21 protein-coding genes, 1 tRNA gene and 1 pseudogene are annotated in these 23,919 nt (G+C 36.9%); 11 read left to right on the top strand and 12 right to left on the bottom strand.

Going from position 1 to position 23,919, the window contains the following annotated elements; all coding sequences use genetic code 11:
- The 3 genes and pseudogenes from QNJ50_RS14650 to QNJ50_RS14640 form a co-directional block, all read right to left on the bottom strand.
- A pseudogene (locus QNJ50_RS14650) lies at positions 1-321 on the bottom strand (photosystem II q(b) protein); the annotation flags it as partial.
- Positions 322-683: 362 nt separating this feature from the next.
- Complete coding sequence (locus QNJ50_RS14645; RefSeq protein WP_300636393.1) at positions 684-3,311, bottom strand: family 10 glycosylhydrolase; 2,628 nt, start codon at positions 3,309-3,311, stop codon at positions 684-686.
- A gap of 574 nt (positions 3,312-3,885) precedes the next feature.
- The gene (locus QNJ50_RS14640; RefSeq protein WP_300636391.1) at positions 3,886-5,211 is read right to left on the bottom strand and encodes a TIGR03279 family radical SAM protein; all 1,326 of its coding nucleotides are present in this window, start codon (positions 5,209-5,211) and stop codon (positions 3,886-3,888) included.
- 334 nt (positions 5,212-5,545) lie between these two features.
- On the opposite strand from QNJ50_RS14640, the gene QNJ50_RS14635 reads away from it, so the two are divergent.
- From QNJ50_RS14635 to QNJ50_RS14625, 3 genes are all read left to right on the top strand, one after another.
- Positions 5,546-5,848, top strand: a complete 303-nt coding sequence (locus QNJ50_RS14635; RefSeq protein WP_300636389.1) for a response regulator — start codon at positions 5,546-5,548, stop codon at positions 5,846-5,848.
- Positions 5,832-6,041 carry a hypothetical protein gene (locus QNJ50_RS14630; RefSeq protein ID WP_300636388.1) on the top strand — a complete coding sequence of 70 codons (210 nt, stop codon included), beginning with the start codon at positions 5,832-5,834 and terminating at the stop codon, positions 6,039-6,041. The genes QNJ50_RS14635 and QNJ50_RS14630 overlap by 17 nt, the downstream gene beginning before the upstream one ends.
- A gap of 538 nt (positions 6,042-6,579) precedes the next feature.
- A complete protein-coding gene (locus tag QNJ50_RS14625) occupies positions 6,580-7,746 on the top strand; it encodes a family 43 glycosylhydrolase (RefSeq protein WP_300636386.1) in 1,167 nt (388 codons plus the stop codon).
- 248 nt (positions 7,747-7,994) lie between these two features.
- On the opposite strand, the gene QNJ50_RS14620 is transcribed toward QNJ50_RS14625, so the two are convergent.
- The 3 genes from QNJ50_RS14620 to QNJ50_RS14610 form a co-directional block, all read right to left on the bottom strand.
- Positions 7,995-9,674, bottom strand: a complete 1,680-nt coding sequence (locus tag QNJ50_RS14620; protein ID WP_300636384.1) for a GUN4 domain-containing protein — start codon at positions 9,672-9,674, stop codon at positions 7,995-7,997.
- An 8-nt stretch (positions 9,675-9,682) separates the two neighbouring features.
- Positions 9,683-10,063, bottom strand: a complete 381-nt coding sequence (locus QNJ50_RS14615; protein WP_300636382.1) for a hypothetical protein — start codon at positions 10,061-10,063, stop codon at positions 9,683-9,685.
- Between the two features lie 339 nt (positions 10,064-10,402).
- Positions 10,403-10,489: transfer RNA gene (locus QNJ50_RS14610), tRNA-Ser, on the bottom strand.
- 94 nt (positions 10,490-10,583) lie between these two features.
- Between QNJ50_RS14610 and QNJ50_RS14605 the strand changes: the two genes are divergently transcribed.
- From QNJ50_RS14605 to QNJ50_RS14585, 5 genes are all read left to right on the top strand, one after another.
- Positions 10,584-10,952 (top strand): 2Fe-2S iron-sulfur cluster-binding protein, encoded by a 369-nt coding sequence (locus QNJ50_RS14605; RefSeq protein ID WP_300636381.1) that lies wholly within the window; start codon positions 10,584-10,586, stop codon positions 10,950-10,952.
- A 51-nt stretch (positions 10,953-11,003) separates the two neighbouring features.
- Positions 11,004-11,603: a thermonuclease family protein gene (locus QNJ50_RS14600; protein ID WP_300636379.1), complete on the top strand. Its 600-nt coding sequence runs from the start codon at positions 11,004-11,006 to the stop codon at positions 11,601-11,603.
- 196 nt (positions 11,604-11,799) lie between these two features.
- Positions 11,800-12,612 carry an inositol monophosphatase family protein gene (locus QNJ50_RS14595; protein WP_300636377.1) on the top strand — a complete coding sequence of 271 codons (813 nt, stop codon included), beginning with the start codon at positions 11,800-11,802 and terminating at the stop codon, positions 12,610-12,612.
- Between the two features lie 78 nt (positions 12,613-12,690).
- Positions 12,691-13,668 (top strand): J domain-containing protein, encoded by a 978-nt coding sequence (locus tag QNJ50_RS14590; RefSeq protein ID WP_300636376.1) that lies wholly within the window; start codon positions 12,691-12,693, stop codon positions 13,666-13,668.
- Position 13,669: 1 nt separating this feature from the next.
- Positions 13,670-14,884 (top strand): ATP phosphoribosyltransferase regulatory subunit, encoded by a 1,215-nt coding sequence (locus QNJ50_RS14585; RefSeq protein ID WP_300636374.1) that lies wholly within the window; start codon positions 13,670-13,672, stop codon positions 14,882-14,884.
- A 169-nt stretch (positions 14,885-15,053) separates the two neighbouring features.
- Here the strand turns inward: QNJ50_RS14585 and QNJ50_RS14580 are convergent, their stop codons facing one another.
- From QNJ50_RS14580 to QNJ50_RS14565, 4 genes are all read right to left on the bottom strand, one after another.
- Positions 15,054-16,433: a cytochrome P450 gene (locus tag QNJ50_RS14580; protein WP_300636372.1), complete on the bottom strand. Its 1,380-nt coding sequence runs from the start codon at positions 16,431-16,433 to the stop codon at positions 15,054-15,056.
- Positions 16,434-16,508: 75 nt separating this feature from the next.
- Complete coding sequence (locus QNJ50_RS14575) at positions 16,509-17,120, bottom strand: Coq4 family protein (protein ID WP_300636371.1); 612 nt, start codon at positions 17,118-17,120, stop codon at positions 16,509-16,511.
- Positions 17,121-17,300: 180 nt separating this feature from the next.
- Positions 17,301-17,990, bottom strand: a complete 690-nt coding sequence (gene nuoB / locus QNJ50_RS14570; protein WP_300636369.1) for an NADH-quinone oxidoreductase subunit NuoB — start codon at positions 17,988-17,990, stop codon at positions 17,301-17,303.
- A gap of 430 nt (positions 17,991-18,420) precedes the next feature.
- A complete protein-coding gene (locus QNJ50_RS14565) occupies positions 18,421-19,311 on the bottom strand; it encodes a LysR family transcriptional regulator (protein ID WP_300636367.1) in 891 nt (296 codons plus the stop codon).
- A 283-nt stretch (positions 19,312-19,594) separates the two neighbouring features.
- Between QNJ50_RS14565 and QNJ50_RS14560 the strand changes: the two genes are divergently transcribed.
- Positions 19,595-20,065, top strand: a complete 471-nt coding sequence (locus QNJ50_RS14560; RefSeq protein ID WP_300636366.1) for a DUF3291 domain-containing protein — start codon at positions 19,595-19,597, stop codon at positions 20,063-20,065.
- Positions 20,066-20,074: 9 nt separating this feature from the next.
- Positions 20,075-20,581: a GNAT family N-acetyltransferase gene (locus QNJ50_RS14555; RefSeq protein ID WP_300636364.1), complete on the top strand. Its 507-nt coding sequence runs from the start codon at positions 20,075-20,077 to the stop codon at positions 20,579-20,581.
- Between the two features lie 7 nt (positions 20,582-20,588).
- Here QNJ50_RS14555 and QNJ50_RS14550 read toward each other — a convergent pair whose 3' ends face one another.
- Entirely contained in the window at positions 20,589-20,903 is a 315-nt protein-coding gene (locus QNJ50_RS14550; protein ID WP_300636362.1) for an antibiotic biosynthesis monooxygenase, read from the bottom strand.
- Positions 20,904-21,014: 111 nt separating this feature from the next.
- On the opposite strand from QNJ50_RS14550, the gene QNJ50_RS14545 reads away from it, so the two are divergent.
- A complete protein-coding gene (locus QNJ50_RS14545) occupies positions 21,015-21,668 on the top strand; it encodes a glutathione S-transferase family protein (RefSeq protein WP_300636361.1) in 654 nt (217 codons plus the stop codon).
- A 219-nt stretch (positions 21,669-21,887) separates the two neighbouring features.
- Here the strand turns inward: QNJ50_RS14545 and QNJ50_RS14540 are convergent, their stop codons facing one another.
- The gene (locus tag QNJ50_RS14540; protein ID WP_300636359.1) at positions 21,888-23,885 is read right to left on the bottom strand and encodes a hypothetical protein; all 1,998 of its coding nucleotides are present in this window, start codon (positions 23,883-23,885) and stop codon (positions 21,888-21,890) included.
- Positions 23,886-23,919 lie beyond the last annotated feature (34 nt).

Genomic DNA, 23,919 nt, shown 5'->3' with positions numbered 1-23,919 from the left:
GTACAACCACTCATCTAAGGAAGCTGCTTCCCAGATGGGGTAGAAGTGCAAACCGATAGCGTTAGAAGAAGGTACAACAGCACCAGAGATGATGTTGTTTCCGTAGATCAAGGAACCTGCAACAGGCTCACGAATACCGTCGATGTCAACGGGAGGAGCTGCAACGAATGCAATGATGAAGCAGGTGGTAGCTGCCAATAGTGTAGGAATCATCAACACGCCGAACCAGCCAATGTAAAGGCGGTTATCGGTGCTGGTGATCCATTGACAGAACCGTTCCCATAAAGAAGCGCTCTCGCGTCTTTGTAATGCGGTTGTCATGGTACGGATAATTGCTGTTTTTGATTTAAGTATGTATCAGACAAGTTGTTTTTTTGTCTGTAATACTAAATTAACATTTATTTACATATTGGCAACATTTTCTCATTTTGTGAATCTTATACATTTGATTATTTATACTTATGGGGATTGGGGATTAGGTACTGGCGACTGGCGACTGGGGTGACCCATTACCCATTACCCATTACCCATTACCCATTACCCATTACCCATTACCCATTACCCATTACCCATTACCCATTACCCATTACCACAATGACACTGTCGTGTCACACTCCGCTAACGCCGTAAGGCGCGGGCTTTTACCCATTACCCATTACCCATTACTCATCACTCATTACTTATTACTGCACTCGCCGAACTCTTTGGAGATTTTCTCCGTAACGCAATAATCTCTCTATGGTTGCTAAACGATTTTCCCAAACTTTCACTTGGTAAGGATTTTGTCTGAGGTGGGAGCGCATCCAGATACGAAATTGAGATTGGAAACGAGTTAGAGATGCTTTCGCAGTTACTAACTGGCTGGAATTGGGGTTATCTGCTAACTGTTCCAAAGCTTCCTGGAGAACTTTTGCTTGAGATTTAAATTTTGTTAGTTCTTTCGCTGAAATTTGTAATTCCCGGCTTTGGGAAACTAATTTCCATTCTGCTTGTAAAGCTTCATAACGTATTGTGGCAGTTTGAAATGGTTGACGATGGGGAATAGGTTGTGTGTTGGCTGTTCCCATCTGTCCTTGGGTACGACTAAATACTTTTTGTAATTGAGGATTTAGGTTTTCTGCCGCAAATAATGCATAACCGCTAGCAGGTAAATCTCTAATTAATTGAATTTGATCGAACGCTCCGAGTGTAGGTAAATTTAATAAACGAATACCAGGTACCAATAAACTAGAGCCTAATTCGCGCGAGATTATCCAAGGTTGTGCTAGTTTCTCAAACCGATAAGTATCCAAAGCGTAAGTCATGGGAACAATTAAATCTATATCACCCCGCATCGCCCAAACTTCCCAATGTTGCTGTAATTTTTGAATGCGCTCTCGTTTGGGTAAGGGAAATACTGCTGCTGACAAAATTAAGTTGGGTTTTTTCTTGCGCAGTCGCTGGGAAACTTCGCTGACAAAGCTATCTACACTCTCGGTACGAAATTTTGTCCACTTGTTCCATAAATCTCTTTGACGAGGAGAAATGGAAAGCGGGTCTAGACCCCATTTTTGTTTAAATTGAGTTCTTGCTGTTTTACCATAACCATAGGTACGGTTAGCACGGGGATCTTGGAAAGGATAACGAATATAGTCTAATTGCAAGCCATCTACCTGATAGCGAGTAACTATTTCTTCATATAGTTCGAGCAAATATTTTCTCACCTGGGGATTAGCAGGATCGAAAAAGGGTTTGTTTTGCCCTGATGGAATCATTCTCCCCCGATTGTCGTAAGCAGCCCATTCCGGATGTTTTGCAAGTACTGGACCTGGATAGTTAGATTTAATGTTGAGAATTTTATTGTGGCTTTGGTTCCCTGCTGCAAATACCCACACCCAAGCATGTAATTCTATACCCCTTTCACGGGCTAATTTGACTGCTGAAGCGAGGGGATCCCAGCCGCGAATTAAAGGGTTTTGTTGGGGAGCGACTTTACTTGGATATATTGTATACCCTGCATTTAATGTTTCAAAGAAAACGGTATTAATTCCAGCTTTTGCTAAATTATCAAAGATTTTGGCGAGTCCCTTCTCGTTTGCAGCACGGACGATAGTACCTCGATCCAACCAAATAGAGCGAATTTCTGGTGGAGCAAACAAATTATTCACAGGGAATTGCTGCCATAATCGTGCTTTTGCAGAGGTCACTTTCTGACGTGCTCTGTGATATTTTTTTGTCGCGATTAAATTTGGTAGGTTATTTAGTAATTTTTTTGCTTGCGCTAAAGTGTCTTGGGTTGGGGTAACTGCTTGTTTTAAAGCTGTTTGTTGAAAATTTATGTTTCCATTTCTGGCTCTAGCTGCTAGATTTGCACTTTTTACTCTCCCAATTAAATTTCCTAAATCTCTTTGCAGTGCAAGTGTTTGAGGATGACTTATAGTTCCTCGAGAATTGGGTGTAGTTGCTGGAGGTATCCTATCTTGTAGATGGTCTATTGCTTCAAATTGTCTTTGTCTTGGCTTTATCTGAATTATTTCTCGATTGTGGGAAGGTGAAACCTGAGTCGAAGTTCTAGAAACCTTTGAATTATTTGAATTACTTGAATTCTTAGGGTTATTGAAATTATTGGAATCATTGGAACCTAAACCTGTAGAAAGTGAAGTTCCGGAAGCATAAGATGTTTGTTTTGGTTGCTGTAACTTAGCTACTGAATTTAAACAATTTGTGGAACCTCCAACAACTGTACTTTTTATTCCTGGTGTATTCATATAGTGTTGGATAGTCTTATTTAACCAAGCTATATCCAATTCGGGAGAAGCAGCTGTATCTACACCCCAACGCCATCCAAAAAAAGTCGCTCTTTGAGTTGCTAATACTGCTGTGGGCGAATCTTTAGAATCCCAAACTGCGGCAGTTTGAGCAGCTAAATTTTCTGGAACAACTACACCACCACGGACTTTCCCAAACAAGCCATCTTCCTCAGACCATCGCCTAAAGTTAGTTTTTGAGGGTCTGAGATTTTGTGCTTGATTTAAACTAAACCCCCAGTAACCACCCAAAAGTGTCCGCATCAACTGTCTAACTCCAGGTGCAGATAAACTCGCGGTTGGACCGCTGGCGATTAATCTTCCACCTTTGCTCATCCATTCTTCCAAGGCGATCGCCTGAGCAGGTGTCAATGTTTCTATATTCGGTAGAAATAATACTTTGCGATCGCCCAGATCTGCAGCCCTTCTAACCTGAGATAAAGGTACAATGCAGTAACTTACATTTGCCGCCCGCAAACGCTTATCTATTCCATCCCATTGGTTAGCATTTTCCTGACTATACATAATACTCAAAACTGGTTTTTCTGGTGCAGCGATCGCAGGTAGTGTCCAGCAATGACTTAATATAAATACTTGTGAGTTTAAAACAAATAATCCTAGCTGTTTTAAGCTACTTTTTTTGAATAGAAATTTAGATTGTATTTTTAAAATCAAACTGTATTTCACATCAAAATTAAAGCGAGATTGTAATCTATTAATTAATCTATTACTTAATTTAATACTCGACCTGTTATTTTCAATTTTGATATTTATCACTCTAAACCCCCAATAAATTAAATATTCATGAATAACTATGTAATTAAAATTGAGATTTAAGCTTTGTAAAAAATATTTTGCTGTAATTTATTTTGGTTATATTGATATTTATTACCCGGCTTACTCACTCAATACAATCAAAACACTTATTTGATTTAAGATTTGCATCATTATTATTCCCCAACCGTGAAAATTTGAGTTGAGGAAAACTTGAATTATTTAAATTCAGACAATAATTAATTTTTTGGCAATAACACGGAACAAATTACTAAGTAATTACTCCAAAAAATACTTAACTGAGGTTACAAATGAATAATTAACCTCAATTTTGAATGCAAGTTTTTATCAGTTCTTCTTGATTTGCGACAGGGAAAATAGTTGTGTTTAGTTTTTGTGCAACTTCACCTACACTCATATCATCTAAGAATACTAGTTCGCCATGTTTGAGCATTACATTTGGTAATAAAATTCCATTCCCTAAATCCATATCTTTAAGATTTAAAAGTAAGTCATGACCAGTTAGTAACCCAGTAACACTTATATTTTGACCCCAGTAATCGCTAGATAATGCCTGCATCTTAACTTCTAATCCATCCACTACATTTAGTCGCTGAACAATTGGTATAAATGCTTTTTCAACAGCATTTCCAACTACCCAAGTAAATTCACGTTTTGATACTTTTTGTGGAAGCAAATTGTCTGCAGCTAAATTAAAATTTTTCAGAAATAAACGGATAGAACCTACACCGTTATCAATTTGGGGATAATCTTCGTATTCAGATTCACATGGTAATTCCTCTCCAGCAATTAAAAACCATTCATCAGCTAACCAAGCAAAGGTATAACCAAAGCGTTGACGAAATTGCTCTTGTAACAATTGTACTTGCCTTATGGTCTCTTGGGCTTTTTCAGGCGTTACAGGTACGAGTTCATCTTCTTGGGGACGAAATCTCGTTAAGCCAACTGGTACCACCGCTACCGATGCAACAGTCGGTATCTCAACGCTATGAAATGACGCTAAGTCTAACAGAGTTTGTTCCAAATGCTGGGCATCATTTATACCGGGGCATACTACTACTTGAGCATGGATTTGTAATCGCCGTTCTTTAAACCACTGCAATTGTTCTAGTATCTGTCCTGCTCGAGAGTTTTTTAGTAGTCTAATTCTCACATCTGGTTCTGTTGCATGAACCGAAACATACAAAGGAGATAAACGCATTTGTTCGATGCGTTGCCATTCTCTTTGTGGTAAATTTGTCAGCGTTAAGTAAGAACCATACAAAAAACTCAAGCGATAATCATCGTCTTTCAAGTACAAGCTGGAACGTTTACCTGGTGGTTGTTGATCGATGAAACAAAACGGGCAATTATTATTACACTGAATTAAATTATCAAATAACGCTGTGGAAAATTCTAGCCCTAGGTCTTCATCGTAGTCTTTTTCTATTTCTACATGGTGGATTTTACCGGATGAATCTAAAACTTCTAGTTCCAGAATTTCATCAGCACATAAAAATTGGTAATCTATGAGGTCGCGGGGTTGAGTATTATTAATACTCACAATTGCATCCCCTGGTTCAAATCCAATGTCAGCAGCAATTGAATCTGCTAAAACTTTGGTAATACGGGCTGGCTTGATAGTACTCATAACGACGATGATTAAACTAGGTTAAACCATATAAAGCATTGCATATTCTACATCTTTAGGAATCGGAGTCAGCGATTAGCGACAGAAAGGGTTTTGTAATTAAATATGTAATTAAATATGTATCAAAGAAGATAAAAATCTAAAAATTCTATCTTTGACAATATTTATCCAGAAACAACGTATTAAATATTGCAATCAACCGTAAAATTATCATCAGTATTCAGTTAAACTACATCTAAACTTCACATTATGAGTAACTATTAACTACTTAGTTACTTATATATTTTTGTGATTCATGGCACAAATTTTAGTCAACTCCTGAAGCTTGAGCTTTATGAGAATTTTAATCGTTGAAGATGATGAATTTATTTCTGAGCCAATTATTAAGGCTTTGAGGGAGCAACACTACACCGTAGATGTAACCGAGGACGGTCAAACAGGTTGGGAATTAGCCAGTGCTTTTACCTATAACCTAATTGTTTTGGACATAATGCTTCCGAAATTAGATGGAATTAGCCTGATTCGCCAAGCGCGATCGCAAAATATATTATCACCTATTATTCTTTTAACTTCTCAAGAAAGCAGTACTAATAAAGTTATCGGTTTGGATGCTGGAGCGGATGATTGGAGCGGATGATTATATTACCAAACCCTTTGACCTACAAGAATTTTTAGCTCGCGTCTGTGCTTTACTGCGCCGGAATAATTCGGTTTTACCACCATTACTAAAGTGGGGCTCACCAAATTTAGATCTTACTGTAATTTCTATTTCTATGGAAATCAAAATATTCAGGACTTACTTGTATGTTTTTATTGTTACAGCAAGTTAGTGAAAGATACAAAGATAATCTACCCAATAAAAAGCTTTTGAGTGATTTGAAATTTCTTAAGATTGAAATAATATCTGAATACTAGTTAAATAGAATAATTCTATTAGCTTCACTATATCTTTTTGATTTTGACTTATTCTCTTGAAACAAATATTTATTTTGGTATCCCAGGATATATCTACAGAAAAAATTAATTGCTTTATTAAAACAACAATAAAAATTCTACGGTTTATGTAATTTTTTTCTGGTATTCAATCAATTACGAAGAATAATATAATACTAAAGTCAGTAATTATTCTTAGCTCAATAAACTATTTTGCCAGGGCGTTTCAAATTGTATTAAGAGTTAGATATTATACTGATTATTCTTGTGGGTTATCAGAAAAACAAGATAAGGGTATTTTTGCTAACTTAAATATTTTTTTGCTGCTAATGATATTTTTTTGGCAGTTTATTATCTTGCGAACAAATCTTGTTGTAGTATGCATTTATCTCTAAAAACAACCAATATTTTCATTTGATTATTAAGCCTATAACTATGCGTAATTCTAATGTTCTCAGCCAGAATTTCATGGCAATATTGGAATCTTTAACACTTCCAGAAGAAATAAAAAAATGGGTTCCTTTTAAAGATTATGCGAAGAATTACGTAGCGAAATTTATCCAATCTTCACAGAAAGGTTTGCCATCTTGGGATCCTTGGATTTTTAAAGATGATGATGTATATCGGCTATTTTATTTAGCTGGTATGCCCGGAGTTGATTCAATGTGTTGGTGGGAAAATAGTAGGATATATGGAGCTATTTCTCACGATTTAAAAAATTGGCAAGACTTGGGAGTAATCCTAGAGCCAGATCATTCTAATTCATGGGAATCTGGTAGATTATTTACTGGTTATACATATAAGGAAAACGGTATTTACTATCTTTTTTATTCAGGCGCTGGTACGGATTGGCCTAATCTAATGCATGAAGGTATTGGTTTAGCTAAGTCTACAGATGGTTTGCATTGGGAACGTTATTCAAATAAGCCTATTGTTCAACCAGAGATTTCGAATCCTTGGTATGGTCTTTCTGTACAGTATTTAGATGGTGACGGAGAATACGTACCAAAATATAGTCAGCATTTGCAATGTCGCGATCCATATGTTGTGAAAGATGAAAAAACAAATCAGTACTATATGTTTTTTACCACTGCTTTTAAAGGTAGTGAAGAGATAGATTTACAAACATTTAAACCAAATTATTTGGGGTGTGTAGGAATTGCTGTTGCAGATCGAATTACTGGTCCATATAAATTATTACCACCAGCAGCAACACCTGAAGTTGGAGAAGAACACATGTGGGCTTACTATCACAAGGAGCGACCACAAGTAATATATAAAAATGGTAAATATAATTTATTTTTTTCTTGCTTTAAAGGTTATTTAAATCCAAAATGGGTTGAAAAAGTAGATGGTAATGTCACAGATTCATCAATTCATTGGTATGTTGCAGATGAAATTGCAGGACCATATAAACCTGTAAGTTCTCATCCGATTATTCCAAGTAGTATGCGAACTGGATTGTATGCATCACATTTTTTACCAATGTCTGATAATTTGGATGAGTTACTTTTGTATGGTTGGTATTTTCGTTTTTCGACTTTGGAGGTTTCTCCTAAGTTTCGCGTGAAGTGGGAAGGAGATAATATTCAGATTGCTTGATGCTAATTTATGCGAGCGAGATGATTTAAAAATATTTGCTTTTGGGTAGTAACGCATTGTTGAAGAGATTTGACAGTGCGTTAATTTTTTTATTAACAAGCAATGGTAGGGTGTGTTAGACCCATTACTATATCGCACTCTCAATGATACTTTAATAGGTCTAACGCACCATGTGACATCGGTATTTTGTGGTAAATTTTGAATTCTTCTAACCATCAAATTTTTATTTTGCTGTAACCCACCATACTTTATAATTTATTTAATTTACATTTACTTATACGAGATAAAAGAGCAGAAACCAAATAAGCTCCCTCAAAATTTACAAATACTAACAACGGGAGGTGTCCTGTTGGAGATAAGACATCAAAAAAAACTTTTGGTATTATTCCACATCTTCCCATAACTGTCCATCCAACCTGTTCAGCAAATTTTTTCCAAGCTTCTTCGTAATATTTACTATCTGGTTTAGCACCAAGACTCAGGTATATGTCTTTCTGCACGCTGAAGCCAAAGCGTCCCTTACTGTGCTTTACCCATAAATTGTCAATCGTGTGAAGATCCGTGTAGGGAAAGTTTAAAAGTTCTTCTCTTTTGAGAAGATTTCCTTTTTCTGCTCTACGTCCTAAAGCTCGTAACATTACTAAACAAGTTTCATTATCAGCTTCTTCCCATTTACCTGATGCTAGCAAGTCTTGGAGTTTGGTGTAGTCTACACCTGTTTCTGAACTGAGATCATCAGGTTCTGTTTGTGTATTTGGATCGTCAGTTTGATTTTTTTCTAGGATAGACGTCTGATATATCTCTTGAGTTTTTGAAGGAGAAGGTATTTTTTCTTCCCAACCGTCATCAACTGATTGTGTAGTATTTACAAGCTTGTGTATCGCTGCAATATCTTCATCTCTAAGTCGCAAGAGTTCTTGAAAGCGCTTTAACTCTTTTTGTGTTAACTCACTCAAATTACCTTCTTGTTCAACAGCTTCTCGGAAAGTTTCTTCATACTCTTTGAGATTTTGTTGCTTGATACGCAACGGTTCTAAAACTTCATTCTCAATTTGTTGTGTTTGTTCTGCTGATAAGCCTAATTCTTTTTGTCGACGTTTGAGAATACGGCGACCTACTGTGGAAACCTTACCATCACGAATACACTTCTCTACTTCCTTGCGATATTCCAATTTCGGATCACCGATGGGTGCTCTCGCTATTTTGATTTTGTAACCTTCCTTAATGGCAAAAATACCTGGATTCATTGCTGGTGCGGCTTTATGCACTTTTTTCTTTGCATAATCGTGCACTTCATCAACCGAAATTACACCATCATCATCTATATCTGCAGCCCCTGTTTCAATTCCTTCAACAATGTAACGAGTATATACTGATAAGTCTGAACCTTGTTGCTCAAAAGAATATTCAAAAGCGGTGGAAGAAGTGAGAATTGCTCTTCCCTCTCCGCCCAGTTGAGTTTTAATATCTACAACACCATCATCTTTTGCCCTCATACCTTCAGCAAAAGCACCACTAAAGCAACTATCCAAAATAATTATCTGTCGTTTAGAACGACAGTTTTCCATTATCTCATGTATGAAGCTTGCGGCAACGGTTGTAGTTCTGATTAATTTTCCTTTACGATCTTTACGAGTAAGGGGAGTTGTCAAAAAAAGTCTACCATGGTCGTCTTTAATGCCGTGACCGGAAAAATAAAGCAGTAGCAAATCATCTTTTTGACAGCTAGAAAAAAGCATTTCAATACCTTCTTCCATTACTTGCCGTTGGGGATTTTTAAGTACTGTAATATTATCAGGGGTAAAACCACCCATTTTTGGATTCTGCAACACTCTCTGCATCGCTTCCACATCTTTGATTGCTGCAGGTAAAGGATTTAAACCATATTTATATTCGCTAACCCCAATTAGCACCGCTATTTTCGCCATTTACTTCCTTAAACCTTAATAAACTCTTGTGCTTCTTGCATGACTAGTTTGAATTCTTCCTGATTCCTGACTTTGAGGTTAATTTTTCTCCCGTCTGCTGCTTCTAAGGACATTTCAATTTGTTTGCGATTGAGGCGTTCGGTGAGAAAACTCCATACTTTTTTGGTATTTTCAGATTTGACAATTGCAGTTGCTCCTGCTAATGCTTTAGCTGTAATTGATTTACTATTGTCAGGAATGTAAAAATCAACTAATCTTTCTACATTTTCAATTTCATCCAGTTCCCTCATCTGTCTGAGAAGATTCTGAGTTTCTTGGTCTTTATCTTCTTCGTCTAATTCAGGATCGATAAAAGATACGGTGAGTCTAATACTAGATATGTCTAACATTCGCTAGATATAGTGATTTAAAATACAAATATTAGTAATATTACTGACAATTATCTTACTTTACTAATATCAGTATAAAATTTAAGATTTCCGGAAGTTTTGCGGTATTAAGTTTGTAGATTATTTAAAGGAATTCTAGTTTCTATGAAATAAAAGTTATTTGAAAAAACTACTTGAGGTGATAGTGCAGTAATTCGATAGATAAATGTCAAAAATTTACCTGATTCAAATATTTGTGATTTTTTACATCTAAAAATATACGATTACTTAGATTATTCTAAAATACCCACAAAATCGGATAAAAATCAAAACAGAAGGTATATAAGTATTTAATTAAAACGGAGAGAGAGGGATTCGAACCCTCGTTGAAGTTGCCCCCAAACAGCATTTCCAGTGCTGCGCCTTCAACCACTCGGCCATCTCTCCAGGCTCACAAGGTCTAATTGTAGGATGAGATTGCAAAAAATGCAATGATTAGATAGTAAATAAAAAATATTGCCCAAAATCGACGACTTTAAAGATGTCCCAGACACACAAAATTCAAATCCGCGATCGCGCTAAAGGTACCGAACATACCATAGAAGTCCCTGAGGATCGCTATATTCTCCATACCGCTGAAGGACAAGGAAAAGAATTACCATTTTCCTGTCGTAATGGTGCTTGTACTACCTGCGCCGTAAGAGTTATTTCTGGAGAGATTTACCAACCTGAAGCGGTAGGACTATCCCCAGAATTACGCAAGCAGGGTTACGCTCTCCTGTGTGTCAGCTATGCTCGTTCTGACCTGCAGGTTGAAACACAAGATGAAGATGAAGTTTACGAACTTCAGTTTGGACGTTACTTTGGTAAGGGCAAGGTAAAAGCTGGTTTACCATTGGATGAGGATTAGTTGGGTAGCAAAAAACTAAGATTAAGGGATGGGGAACAATAAACTACATTGATGTTTGATTTATTTTCGTTGCAACACCATAAATATCGTAGAGGCGTAGAATTTAACGTCTCTACTTTAGGGATTAAATTTTACTTTTTGCTTGTTATCTGTTTATTAATTTTCTTACTGGTGGGTTGTCAACCAAAGGATGCAAATTCTAAGACGATTCAGCCACAGGTAAAAATAGTGGGAGTTCCTTCTGGGAATACTCTTAATGCGATCGCTATAGGTTCCCAATCTAATTTAAATTCTCAGGTGCGATTAATTGGTATCGATGCACCGGATAGACGACAACGTCCTTGGGGTGAGGATTCATCTCAAAGGTTACGGGAGCTAATTGGGGATAAACCTGTCAAGTTGGAATTCGATCTCAAAGAAAAAGATCGATTTGGAAGAATGCTGGCTTATGCATGGCAAGATAAAATCCTTTTGAATGAAGAACTAGTTAAGGAAGGTTACGCCCTATTTGTTCCCCGCTCTCCTAACCACAAATACGATTTACGTCTAGAACGCGCTCAACAATATGCAAGACTTATGGGTAAGGGAATTTGGAATCCAGAAAAACCCATGCGCCTTACTCCTGGTGAATTTCGTCGGATATATCGGTGAAGGGGGGGTTGGGGATTGGCGACTGGGGAGAAGTAAGAATTAATGAGTAAGAAGTAAGAAGTAATGAGTAAGAAGTAATGAGTAAGAAGTAATGAGTAAGAAGTAATGAGTAAGAAGTAATGAGTAAGAAGTAAGAAGTAATGAGTAAGAAGTAAGAAGTAAGAAGTAATGAGTAATGAGTAAGAAGTAAGAAGTAATGAATGAATTACAAATTTTTCTTGATGTTGCGACAGAAATGGCGTTGGCTGCTGGTGCAGTTTTACTGGATTATGTCGGTAAGTTAGAAGATTCGATTACGGAAAAGGGTCGTCCTGGGGATCTGGTTACTATTGCGGATAAAGCTTCTGAAGCTCTAATTTTAGATTCTTTACAGCGTCACTTCCCCGAACATGCAATTCTTTCGGAAGAGTCGGGCGCTTTGGGCGATCGCAAAAATAAATATCTTTGGGCGGTGGATCCTCTGGATGGTACGACTAATTACGCCCATCAATACCCGACGTTTGCAGTTTCTATCGGTTTGTTAATTGATGGGGAACCTGCTGTAGGGGTAATTTACGATCCTTCGCGCAATGAATTATTTCGAGCCGCAAAAGGTTTGGGTGCAACTCTTAACCGTCGCCCAATTAAAGTTTCCCAAATTTCAGAATTGAGTAAAAGTTTACTGGTTACGGGATTTGCTTATGACCGACGTGAAACTTCAGACAATAACTACGCAGAATTTTGCCATTTAACCCATTTAACCCAAGGTGTGCGACGCGGCGGTTCTGCATCGTTAGATTTAGCACATGTTGCCTGTGGAAGATTAGATGGTTATTGGGAAAGGGGTCTTTCTCCTTGGGATATTGTTGCTGGTATAGTTATTGCCCGAGAAGCTGGTGCTAAAGTAACTGCCTATGATGGTTCTCCAATTATTTTAGAAAGTGGAAGAATTCTCGCAACGAATGGTTATATTCATAACTCTTTAAGTCAAGCTCTAAAAACAGTACCACCCCTTGGTTCTTGGCAGTAGTTAAGATGTCATTTATCTTACATTTTTTTGAAATGAGAGTAAACTAGACAAAATCTATCGGCTACGATAACTGCAAAAATGTCTTTTAGAATCGAACGCGGGTTATTCAAATACGATTTGACTGATCATCATGCTGTTTTAGGCATTCCTGTGGATGCGGATCCCAAGGAAATTCGTAAGCGTTACCTCAAAATTGCGCGACGTTTGCACCCCGATCGCTGTGCTTCTGGTAGCACTATAGAAAAACAGTTGGCTAGCGATTTACTCTCAAAATTAGTTAATCCAGCATACGAACAGCTTTCTCATGAACGTTCTCGTGCCGAGTATATTGCTATACTAACACAAATGAGTAGACGCTTAATTCAAGAATCTGCTTCCGTACAATTAGATACTGATGGAGCTAGACAATTGGCTAGCGCTCCTAATATTGATCATCTTTATCAAAGTGCGATCGCAAATATGGCAACGGCACAGTACGATTCTTTGCAGCAAGTTTTAGAAAAAATTGCCCAAATTAGTGAATTAAATGTGGTTTATTTAATGCGAAATGGCGGGAAAACTTTTTCGCCACCTGCACCAACTACAGCATCACCTCAGAATCACAATAATACTTCATCTTCGCCACTCACGTCTTCATCGCCAAAAAATTCAACCAAAAATTCACTATCAACACCTTCAGCAGAACTTTCAGCGACTAGTCAGTATATTCGCCGTGCTCAAGAGCTAATTAATAAAAACCAACTGGCATTAGCCAGGGTAGAATTACAAGATGCTCTGAAATTAGAACCAAATAATAGCTGTTGTCATAGCTTGCTTGGAGTGGTCTATTTAAAGCAAAATCAAATCAAGATGGCTAAAGTCCATTTTGACCGAACCCTACAATTGGACCCCAAAGACGAACAAGCGTTAGCGGGAAAACGTAAAATTGAACAGATTTTAGGTAAAAAACCCGGTAGTGCTAAGTCTGCGGCGAAGCTAAATACCGGGACAAAACAACCAAATAAATCTGGAGGGAACGGTTTGTTTGGCGGTTTGTTTGGTGGAAAGAAAAAATAAAATGGTGTATCAACCTCCGGCGGGAGCTAGGGATCTATTACCCTTAGATGTAACTCAAAAAACCTGGATCGAAGAACGAATACAGCAGGTATTTCACCGTTGGGGATATCACAAGATTATTACCTCGACCTTGGAACGTATGGATACCCTAATGGCGAAGGGAGCTATTGGGCGTTCAGCGGTAATTCAATTACAAAGTGATGAAAATGAGGAATTGGGTTTACGCCCGGAACTGACTGCTTCCATTGCTCGGACGGCGGTTACAAGAATGGCTGGGGTGACCTATCCTCAGCGCCTTTACTATAACGCCAATGTGTTTCAACGCAGCGGCGAACTCAGACACAATCGCCAACATGAGTTTTATCAAGCTGGGGTAGAACTCTTGGGTGGAGGTGGTTTACTCGCTGATGCCGAAATCTTGCTGTTACTTGCAGATTGCTTGGAAGCTGTAGGTTTAAAAAGTTGGCATTTAATATTGGGAGAAGCGGGTATTACACGCTCGCTTCTTTCTGTTTTTCCTGAAGATTTACAACCTGAAGTTCGTAGTGCGATCGCACATTTGGATCGTATCACTATCGATAATTTACCTTTAAGCGACGAACTGCGAGAACGGGCAAGAATTTTACTGGATTTGCGGGGCGATCCAAAGGAAGTTTTACAGCAAGTTAGTGAGTTAGATTTAGACGAACCGCAACAATTAGCAGTTAATAATTTAAAGTCCCTTGTTGATTTATTGGGATCCCAAGGAAATTTTTCATTAATTCTCGATCTAAGCTTAATTCAAACCATAGATTATTATACCGGTATTGTTTTTCAAGTTATTGGTGATACTGAATCTCAATCACAGGTTTTAGGTCGTGGTGGTCGCTACGACCGATTGATGGGGCTGTATCATCCCCAGAAAGAAGATATTCCTGGTATTGGTTTCTCAGTATTTATTGAAGATTTACATCAATTATTGCTTTCGAGTCAGCAATTACCGCAGAACATCCCCCCAAGCCATTGGCTGGTGGTACCTCAATCCTCCCAAGCTTATGCTGCAGCTCTTGCTTATGCAGAAAGACTGCGAAGCTCAACCCATTTAGTGAGGGTAGAAATCCAATTAGAAGAAAAGGATGCCGAATATATTCGAGAATATGCTAACAGTCATGATATTGCTCAAATAGCTTGGGTAAAATCTGATGGTTCGCCCCCCGCGATCGAGTCACTTAAGTAAACCAATTTATGGGTAACGTCACGCCCTTATGAGCTACAGTTATCAGGTATCACTTAGGAATGTGGATTAAATAAAGTACAAAAGTAGGGTGCTGTTAGCATCGCGTAACGCACCATTCCAAATTTCAGAATTATAGGCTATTAAATTCTCATTCCTTATCAGTTACCTGTTAACTGTCCACTGTCAAACACACTCCGCCTGAAGGTGTAAATACAATTCCTCTACGTACAGCTTTCACGGGACGTTTCTGTGCAAGTTTAAGGGAATATTTTGATAGTATAGTTACAAGTGCTAGTTTCATTTCAAACATTGCGAATGCCGAACCCAAACACCTACGACTACCACCACCAAAAGGTAGATATTCATAGGGAGAAAACTTTCTTTCCAAAAATCTTTCTGGTTTAAATTTTTTCGCTTCGGGATAAATATCTGGGTTGTGGTGGGTTAAATAAATACATGGTGCTAACGGTGTACCCGGGGAGAATTCATAACCCATTAATTCCATCGGTGCTTGTAAAATTCGTATTAAAGTAAAGAAGGCAATGGGGTAAATTCGCAGAGTTTCCGAACAAACTGCATTTAGATAAGGTAATCCCATTATTTCCATCGCATCTATATTTTCAGCATCGATGGAACTTAATTCTTGCAGTAATTTTTCCTTTACTTCCGGAATATAGTGAATCCAATATAAAGCCCAAGTTAATGCATTTGCAGTTGTTTCATGTCCGGCAAATAACATCGTCATTAATTCGTCGCGTAGTTCCTCATCTGTCATTCCTTCGCCATTTTCATCCCGCGCTGATAATAATAAACTTAAAATATCTTCACCGGTGTGTTCTTTTTGAGCGCGTCGTTCGCGAATTTCTTGATAAAGCAATTTATCTAGTGATTTTCGTTTTTGAATAAATCTTCCCCAAGGAGTTACAAACCCTAGATTTTTTTGTAGTGGTTTAAAAAATAGAAAACTTGCATTTAAAGGATTATCAAAAATATCTAACATCCCAATTAGAGCATGTTCTATTTGTTGATATCTTTTACCTTCCTTAAGCCCAAAAATAGTACGAAGAATGACATTTAAGGAAATTTCTTGCATTAAAGGACGGACAATAAATTTTTCTCCTACGGTTAATTTTTCCGTTACTTTGCGAGTAATTTCACGAATGGTTGTTCCGTAAGTCTTCATTCGTTCCCCATGAAAAGGAGGCATTAATAATTTACGCTTTTGTAGGTGGCGATCGCCATCCATTAATAATAAAGAAAGATCGCCAACAATTGGCTGGATCATCTGGTTTCCTAATCCAGATTGGAACATAGAAGCATCGGCGGTAAAAATTTTTTGGATCGCCTGAGGATTACTAATAATTACTTGGGGTGGAAGTCCAGCAAATTGAGGTGTGACAAATATATCTCCATAGCGTTTTTGCATGGTGTCAAAGTAACTCACTGGTTTGGCTATACCCCAAATAGTTTGATACCATATTGATTCATGTGGGCGTGGGAGTGTTTTGATGGGATTTTGAATTGTAGAGTTTGGTGTTGCTGTAGTCATGATTTTTGTAGTTGAACTATTTGTTTAGAGATTTAAAATATAGAGAAAATAGTAATAGCAATCGTCTTTAGAACATTAGATTTTTATTTCTGATAGTCCCAGTAGAGATTTAATTTGATGAACTGGTTCTTTCCAATGTTCTTCAAAGCGATAGCCTAGTAAAAATTCTGCTTTTTCTCCTAATTCTCTACCTTTTTTGAGGTTAGAAAAAATCCCTTTTATTTGTTTTGGAGCGAGAATAGGATACAGTAATTTTGCAAACCAAAGGCTAATTTTTTGTGATTTACTGTAATTTTGAGCTACCGCAAAACTTAAAACACCAATTTCTCCAGCGTAGCTAGTATCAAAGCCTAGTAATACATGAAAAATATCGTGGGTAATCACATATCGCAAAGCAAATACATTACGCTTCGCAACTTCTTCTAATTCTGGACTTATATTTAAGGGTTTGAGATTATTTAATTTCATATGTTCGGCGTATTCTCTCCCAAAAGTTCCAGGAGGATACTGAATTAATTCATCTAAATTTATTTTGGGATAATATCCTGCAACATTCGTTAATTTATCAGCGATTTCTGGCGAAGCTTTCGCTCCTAAAATATCAGCTTTGAGAATTGCAAAATCGCCATAGTTTTCTGATTTAGTGTAAGCAAGTGCAGTTTGGAGTTGTTTAATTTTATTCAACATGGGTTTTTTTGAATAAACTTCCCAAACAAAACATAAATAAAGAAACAAAACATAGCAGAATCTAAGAGACAGGAATCAGAAATGGGATAGTCTTTAGATAGAAATTTTAGTTTCGAGATATATCTAATTCTGACTTCTGACTTCTTCAGAGACGCGACATGTCGCGTCTCTACCACTTCCTCATTCAGCTTTTTGCTTTGACTGCTGTGTAAATAGTAGGGGTAAACCCGTAGCTTGAGTAATCTTTGCAGGTGGATTATTTCTTGTCGCAGTGTTTAAATATTTACCATCATTAATTGGTGATACTACTTTCATTTTATGACGAGTACTGTAATAACGATGGGTTTGCTGCAGTTGTGATAATTCTTGAATGCTTTGGTTGGCAATTTTTTTCCGTAATTTAATAACTGCATCAACTACAGCTTCTGGTCTGGGAGGACATCCAGGGATATAAACATCGACTGGAATTAATTTATCTACACCCCGAACGGCGCTGGGAGAATCTATACTAAACATACCTCCAGTAATGGTACAAGCGCCCATAGCAATTACGTATTTGGGTTCTGGCATTTGTTCGTAAAGACGCACTAAATTAGGTGCATACTTCATGGTGATAGTTCCCGCAGTAATCAGTAAATCTGCTTGTCTGGGGGTGGCACGAGGTATCATGCCGTACCTTTCCATATCAAAGCGGGAAGCATAAGCTGCCATAAATTCCATAAAACAGCAAGCCGTACCAAACATCATGGGGTATAAACTGGACATTTTCGCCCAGTTATACAAATCATCTAAAGTTGTCAAAATAATGTTTTCCGAAAGCTGCTGCGTTACTTGGGGAGTTTCCGCAGGGTTAACAATAGTATTAGTCATGGTTTTATATCAGTTTAGTTATTAGTTAACAGTTGGGTTTTCTATTAGCCCGATATCAGTAGGGAGATATATATCTTTGTCTAAATTGGCAACAATAATAAAGAAAACTCTCCGGAGAGATGAGTTATCGGCGTTATTGCAAGAAGCCTGAAACACGGTTGAAATAATTGATATCTTTAGTTTGTAATGATTTTTTTAGAACTACAATTAAAGATAAAGGTTTTAAGGTGCTAACTTAAGGGATTAGTAAAATTAATGCTGTATAATGAATCTGTGCTATAAAATACAAACCAATCGCACCAGTAATTGATGCTCAAGTACGAGGGGGATTAGTTCAAGTGGTTGCTCGCATGCATCCCATTCTTACTTTTAAAGCTTGAAATGATGCAAATTATGTGTTGTGTTGATTTGAATATCAATAGAGAAAAATTTAAATCACCCTTGCTAAACCCTTAAAATCAAACTTCCGGAGCATATCCAAAAATGTAAAAACCGCTGGAATATGGAGAGCATTCCTAAGAACCACGACTCCAATTACTCGTTGGAGAGGTATTGGTAAACTATATACTTGCACTTCAGGAGGAATTGGTGCGGCTGCTAAACGGGGGATAATTGCTGCTGAGAATCCCTGGTTTACCATACTTACGACAGTGGAATCTTCCTGAAATTCGTTGGTAGTATTCATTATTGGTGCAACAGTTTTCAGGTGTTTATGAATTGGTCTTCCACATGGTAAAGCAGGAAGCATAACTGGCGGATATGCTGCTAAATCTTCCCAAGTAATTTGTGTCGCTCTAGATTTATTATTTGGTGGTAGCAGAGCAACATATTCATCTTGAAGAATTTCCCAAGCTTCAAACTCGTCACTGGTGGGTAAATATGTCGTACCAATATCAGCCCGTCCCTGACGTAAAAAATCTTCGATATCAATAAAGTGTGGACGCTCGATAATGCTTACTGAAACTTCAGGAAATTGTTTGTTAAACTTAGCGATCGCTTTCGGTAATAAATGAGTTGCAACACTACGAAAGGAAGCAATTCGTACCTGACCGCCACGCAAACCTCTATGTATATTTGCCTCTTGTTGCATCATTTCTAAATGCTGTAAAGCCTGCCGAGCATGGGATACAATCCGTTCTCCTGCCGGTGTCAATACTGCACCACGACGCCCTCTAGCAAATAAAGCTACACCCAATTGTTCTTCCAAAGTTGCGATTGCATAACTGATTGCTGGTTGGGTAATTTGTAATTCCAAAGCTGCTTCGCTGAAATTACCACTATCTGCTACTGCAACTACGGCTCGAAGTTGAGAGAGTTTCATATGTGGAAGTTTATTTGATTGCCGCTAACAGATTGTATCAATGGATTCTCATATGTATAAATAGCTTTTATAAAAACTATACAAGCCTTTATTTGATTGTAGGGTTGAGATGATTGAAGATAAATGAGTAATAAAGAATGTGGATTAAATAAAGTGCAAAAGTAGGGTGCTGTTAGCGCAGCGTAACGCACAATTCTAGGTTTCAGAATTACAGGTTATTAAATTCTCGTTCCTAAGTAATGGGTAATTGATAAGTCTGTTTGTACATCTATGGGGTGAATTTATGGTAAACAAATCTCATCACTTGTCCCAGGTTAATATTTCTCGGATGATTGCTCCACTTGACGATCCAATTATGGCTGGATTTGCGACGCAATTAGATTCGATTAATAATTTAGCTGATAAAAGTCCTGGGTTTGTGTGGAGACTGCAAGCTCAAGAGGGGAATGCAACAAGTATTCGTGCTTATGATGATGAGTTAATCCTTTTCAATTTATCAGTTTGGGAATCAATTGATGCTTTTAAGCAGTTTGTGTATCGCAGTCAGCATGGAGAGGTAATGCGCGGTCGCAAAAAGTGGTTCCAAAAGTCTGAAGGGAAAAATATGGCGCTATGGTGGGTTCCAATCGGACATATACCAACTGTTGATGAAGCAAAGCAACGTTTGCAATATCTCAATGATCGTGGTGAAAGTGTTTATTCGTTCTCATTACAAAAGCAGTTTTTACCAGTTGAGCCTACTAGTATAAATTAAAGCTTCAGAATGACAAATACAATCAAAATATCTACTTATCATCATCAGTATCAAGCTCAAGTTGTTGAGTTAATTTTGAAGATTCAGCAACAAGAGTTGGGATTATCAATTACTTTAGAGGAACAACCAGATTTACTGATAATTCCTAGTTTTTATCAAAAAGGTAATGGCAATTTTTGGATTGCTTTAGATGGAGATAATGTAATTGGAACTATTGGTGCAATTGACATGGGTGATAATTGCTATTTAGCATTACGAAAAATGTTTGTAGATGTCAATTATCGCGGTAAATATGGAATTGGTAAAAAACTGATGGATTCTTTAGTTAGTCATGCTAAAACTAACAATGTCCGGGAAATCTATTTGGGAACTATTGGTAACTTCAAAGGTGCACTCAGGTTCTATGAAAAGAATGGCTTTTTACCTGTGAGTAAATCCAAATTACCTCCTAGTTTCCCTGTAATGGAAAAGGATAATTTATTTTATTGTTTAACTGTTTCTACTTGCCCATCATAGTTCCATATCATATTCCCGATCGCAAAATTGAATAATAGTGTTCGACTACTGGAAATGGATCGTAAAAGTGATGTAGTAATCGTTTCCATTCTTGATATTCTGGTGATTCCCGAAAACCGATAGTATGAGCTTCTAGTGTTTCCCAACGTACGAGGAGAATGTAACGATTGGGGACTTCAATACATTTTTGTAATTCATGGGATAGATACCCCGGTATCGCAGCAATGATTTTTGAGGCTTGTTGGAATGCTGCTTCAAATTCATCACACATGTCTTTTTTGACATCCGATTTAATATCCAGAATAGCAACTTCAAGAATCATTTATTTGCCCCCCTAGCCCCCCAATTCTGGGGGGAAATCTCTCAAACTCTCCGATATATGACTGACACCACGCTGTCGCTAACAGCAACGCCAAAATTAGGTAATTGAAAAATGGCAGAATTAACCCTGGTTATTGGTAATAAAAACTATTCATCCTGGTCATTTCGTCCTTGGCTGGCGATGAAACAATCTGGTTTACAATTTAATGAAATTCGCATTCCTCTTTATACCCCTGGAACTGCGGAGAAAATTCGTCAATACTCTCCATCAGGTAGAGTACCCGTTCTATTACATGGCGGTCAACCTGTTTGGGATTCTCTTGCAATTATGGAATATCTCGCCGAAGAATTCCCGGATCTACATTGGGTTCCAGAAGATAAAGCTGCAAGAGCGATCGCGCGTTGTATTAGTGCCGAAATACACTCGGGCTTTTTCAAAATACGCGAAAATATGCCAATGAATTGCCGTGCAAGATATCCTGGAAAAGGGATGACGTTGGGAGTTCCACAAGAAATCGATCGCATTACGACAATTTGGCGGAATTATCGGCAAAAGTTTGGTGAAGATGGCGATATGTTATTTGGTAAGTTCACCATTGCTGATGCGATGTATGCACCTGTGGTGTTGCGGTTTGTTACCTATGGTGTTGAGGTGGATCGGGTTTGTCAGGATTATATGGAAGCTATTTTGGGACTTCCGGCGATGCAGGAGTGGTTAAAAGCTGCTGAAGCGGAGGAGGAAGTTCTGTCGAAGTACGAGTTTTAAGCAGGATTTACGCACTAAAAATTTCTGTCATTGCGACGTAAGGTTAGCGTCAGCGTTTCCGCAAGGAAATAGCAATCCCAACCAAAATTTTGACTATTATGATAAACGAATGTAGAGACGCACCGACGCCAAAGGCTCTGGCGCGTCTCTACAAGGATTTTGGTTAAAGCGTAGTTAATTTTCTCGGGATAGTTTAGTACAATTAGCTTTACAATTGCACTAAAAACTGTGATCACTAAAATAAGATAAGATTTTATCTAGAAAATGTGTTTGCCATAAATCTTGTATCTTATTCAAAAACAAGCTATCAACATCTTGAATCTCATTTTTATACATAGCTAACACGTCATTTTTGTAGCCAGAACCCTTTCCCCATCTATTCTGCGCTTTTGACCAAAACGGATTGGTATCCTTTTGGGGAAATAATTTTTCATTTTCCAACATATTGGATATTTCCTCACCCACAGCAATTACAATTTCTTCATAATATTTATCTATTTGAGTTTGAATGATTTTCAGGATGGGAGCTAAGTTTAATTTGTCATGTACATGCTGTTCTGCAAGTTCAACTGCTCCTAGTATTTGGGATTTTGCTTTTTTTAAATTATCTTTAACTAAATCTTCTGTGACATCTTTACATTTAAAGTATATATTTACATCTCTTAAATCATATATTCCAAACCTATTATTAGTCGCTCGAAATACCATAACGTGATAATCTTTCAGGGAATGGAGATACTTATACATTAAATTATGTTTGAATGATTTTAAGATTCCTTGCTCTTGAATCTTTTTTTTTAAATCCTGAAGGATTTTTTCATCTTCGGGGTCAAGATTATTTTCTTTTTTAATTTGCAAAAATATTTTCTTAAGTGATTTAAATTCATTAATAAGTTTATTTTCTCTTCTCATGATGATATTACTAATTTCATTGATTAATGATTGTTTTTCATCTTCGATATCATATTCTTCGAAATCAGGGTCAATTCTACCATCAGTTAAATAGTACTGTAATGAATCATAAAACAATATATTATCTGAAATAAATTTAATATTCTGTTTATTAAATTCAGTTTGAATCTGACTTTTTCTGATAGCTATTCCTTCATCTCTACTTTCAACTTTTCCGTCTGAAGCGATTACATTGTCTGGTTCGCCTTTTTGTGGCAAAACAAGTAGTGCAAATTTCGTGTCTATATCTTTAGACTCAGGTGTAAGATATCGCTCTATCAAATCTGAAACATTTGAAGGTGCAGCTTTGAAATTTTCTGTAAATATACAAATTGTTTGATCGTTATCTCGAATATACTGTTCTAAATCTTCTCTATTTCTAACTACATCCATCCCTTTCGTATCAATAACTGCATTGAACTTAGGATATCGATTAAAATCAGTAATATTTGGACTAATGTATATGTAAACTTTTTTAGGAATTGAAAAATCATTTATCTTAGCAAGATTAATATCATTAAAAGTATCTTTTATCCACTTTTTTTCTAGATCTATATAATTTGATTTTGATGTTTGATAAGAAATTTTATTATTTGTAAATTTAATCTTTGTTTCTGTTCTCTTGGCAATATTTGCACGATTAAGCACCTCATCCTTAAAATAATTAAATTCAGATTCATTAAATTTATTTGCAAGTTCTACAGCCTGATCTGTCAAAACTTTTGTATGATAAGACTCTTTTAGAGCGACAATGTTTCTAATTGCTCTCATTAATTCAGCAGGAGGTAATTCTGGTGAATATTCTGAATCAGTTTCAGGATGTACTTTTTGCCATATATATGTACAGAATTCCTCAATAAATTGAATAATATCTTCTGGAGAATAAGGTTCTATTTCAATAAAGGTTTTTTGTGCGGGTTTTATGATGGTTTCGCATATTGTTGTTTTACCAGAACCTGTTGAAAGAATTTCTTCAATAACTGTTATTTTTTTATTCTGATTATTTTTTTTATCTTTTCCATATATAAGATTAAAAAGGTGACAAATTGCTGTAGTTTTTCCTACACCAACTTGTCCAACAAATAATATATTATACTTTGAATTTTTTAATATCTTTTTTATCTTGTCTAGTCTTTGATTAACAGCCTTCAATGTATTTAAAGAAAGCAGTATATAAATATTTTTTTTAATGTCTTGTCTTCGTCTAATTTCATCAGATATTTCTTTTTGTAAATATTCGATAGCTTTAATACTCACATGTGTCATTTTTCAATAATCCCTTTTCTCTCACAATTATTTC

It is taken from the genome of Mastigocoleus sp. MO_188.B34 (assembly GCF_030065675.1).
Taxonomy (GTDB): domain Bacteria; phylum Cyanobacteriota; class Cyanobacteriia; order Cyanobacteriales; family Nostocaceae; genus Mastigocoleus.
Note: the sequence above shows the minus strand (reverse complement) of the source record. Positions and strands in the feature narration are given on the sequence as shown.

Excerpts from the sequence above, each read along its gene's own strand:
- nuoB (WP_300636369.1), bottom strand. The coding sequence starts at position 17,990 with ATGACTAATACTATTGTTAACCCTGCGGAAACTCCCCAAGTAACGCAG.
- QNJ50_RS14615 (WP_300636382.1), bottom strand. The coding sequence starts at position 10,063 with ATGTTAGACATATCTAGTATTAGACTCACCGTATCTTTTATCGATCCT.
- QNJ50_RS14565 (WP_300636367.1), bottom strand. The coding sequence starts at position 19,311 with ATGAAACTCTCTCAACTTCGAGCCGTAGTTGCAGTAGCAGATAGTGGT.
- QNJ50_RS14630 (WP_300636388.1), top strand. The coding sequence starts at position 5,832 with ATGATTGGAGCGGATGATTATATTACCAAACCCTTTGACCTACAAGAA.
- QNJ50_RS14595 (WP_300636377.1), top strand. The coding sequence starts at position 11,800 with ATGAATGAATTACAAATTTTTCTTGATGTTGCGACAGAAATGGCGTTG.
- QNJ50_RS14625 (WP_300636386.1), top strand. The coding sequence starts at position 6,580 with ATGCGTAATTCTAATGTTCTCAGCCAGAATTTCATGGCAATATTGGAA.
- QNJ50_RS14550 (WP_300636362.1), bottom strand. The coding sequence starts at position 20,903 with ATGATTCTTGAAGTTGCTATTCTGGATATTAAATCGGATGTCAAAAAA.
- QNJ50_RS14575 (WP_300636371.1), bottom strand. The coding sequence starts at position 17,120 with ATGTTGAATAAAATTAAACAACTCCAAACTGCACTTGCTTACACTAAA.
- QNJ50_RS14585 (WP_300636374.1), top strand. The coding sequence starts at position 13,670 with ATGGTGTATCAACCTCCGGCGGGAGCTAGGGATCTATTACCCTTAGAT.
- QNJ50_RS14540 (WP_300636359.1), bottom strand. The coding sequence starts at position 23,885 with ATGACACATGTGAGTATTAAAGCTATCGAATATTTACAAAAAGAAATA.
- QNJ50_RS14560 (WP_300636366.1), top strand. The coding sequence starts at position 19,595 with ATGGTAAACAAATCTCATCACTTGTCCCAGGTTAATATTTCTCGGATG.
- QNJ50_RS14580 (WP_300636372.1), bottom strand. The coding sequence starts at position 16,433 with ATGACTACAGCAACACCAAACTCTACAATTCAAAATCCCATCAAAACA.
- QNJ50_RS14590 (WP_300636376.1), top strand. The coding sequence starts at position 12,691 with ATGTCTTTTAGAATCGAACGCGGGTTATTCAAATACGATTTGACTGAT.
- QNJ50_RS14600 (WP_300636379.1), top strand. The coding sequence starts at position 11,004 with ATGTTTGATTTATTTTCGTTGCAACACCATAAATATCGTAGAGGCGTA.
- QNJ50_RS14635 (WP_300636389.1), top strand. The coding sequence starts at position 5,546 with ATGAGAATTTTAATCGTTGAAGATGATGAATTTATTTCTGAGCCAATT.
- QNJ50_RS14605 (WP_300636381.1), top strand. The coding sequence starts at position 10,584 with ATGTCCCAGACACACAAAATTCAAATCCGCGATCGCGCTAAAGGTACC.
- QNJ50_RS14545 (WP_300636361.1), top strand. The coding sequence starts at position 21,015 with ATGGCAGAATTAACCCTGGTTATTGGTAATAAAAACTATTCATCCTGG.
- QNJ50_RS14645 (WP_300636393.1), bottom strand. The coding sequence starts at position 3,311 with ATGTATAGTCAGGAAAATGCTAACCAATGGGATGGAATAGATAAGCGT.
- QNJ50_RS14555 (WP_300636364.1), top strand. The coding sequence starts at position 20,075 with ATGACAAATACAATCAAAATATCTACTTATCATCATCAGTATCAAGCT.
- QNJ50_RS14620 (WP_300636384.1), bottom strand. The coding sequence starts at position 9,674 with ATGGCGAAAATAGCGGTGCTAATTGGGGTTAGCGAATATAAATATGGT.
- QNJ50_RS14640 (WP_300636391.1), bottom strand. The coding sequence starts at position 5,211 with ATGAGTACTATCAAGCCAGCCCGTATTACCAAAGTTTTAGCAGATTCA.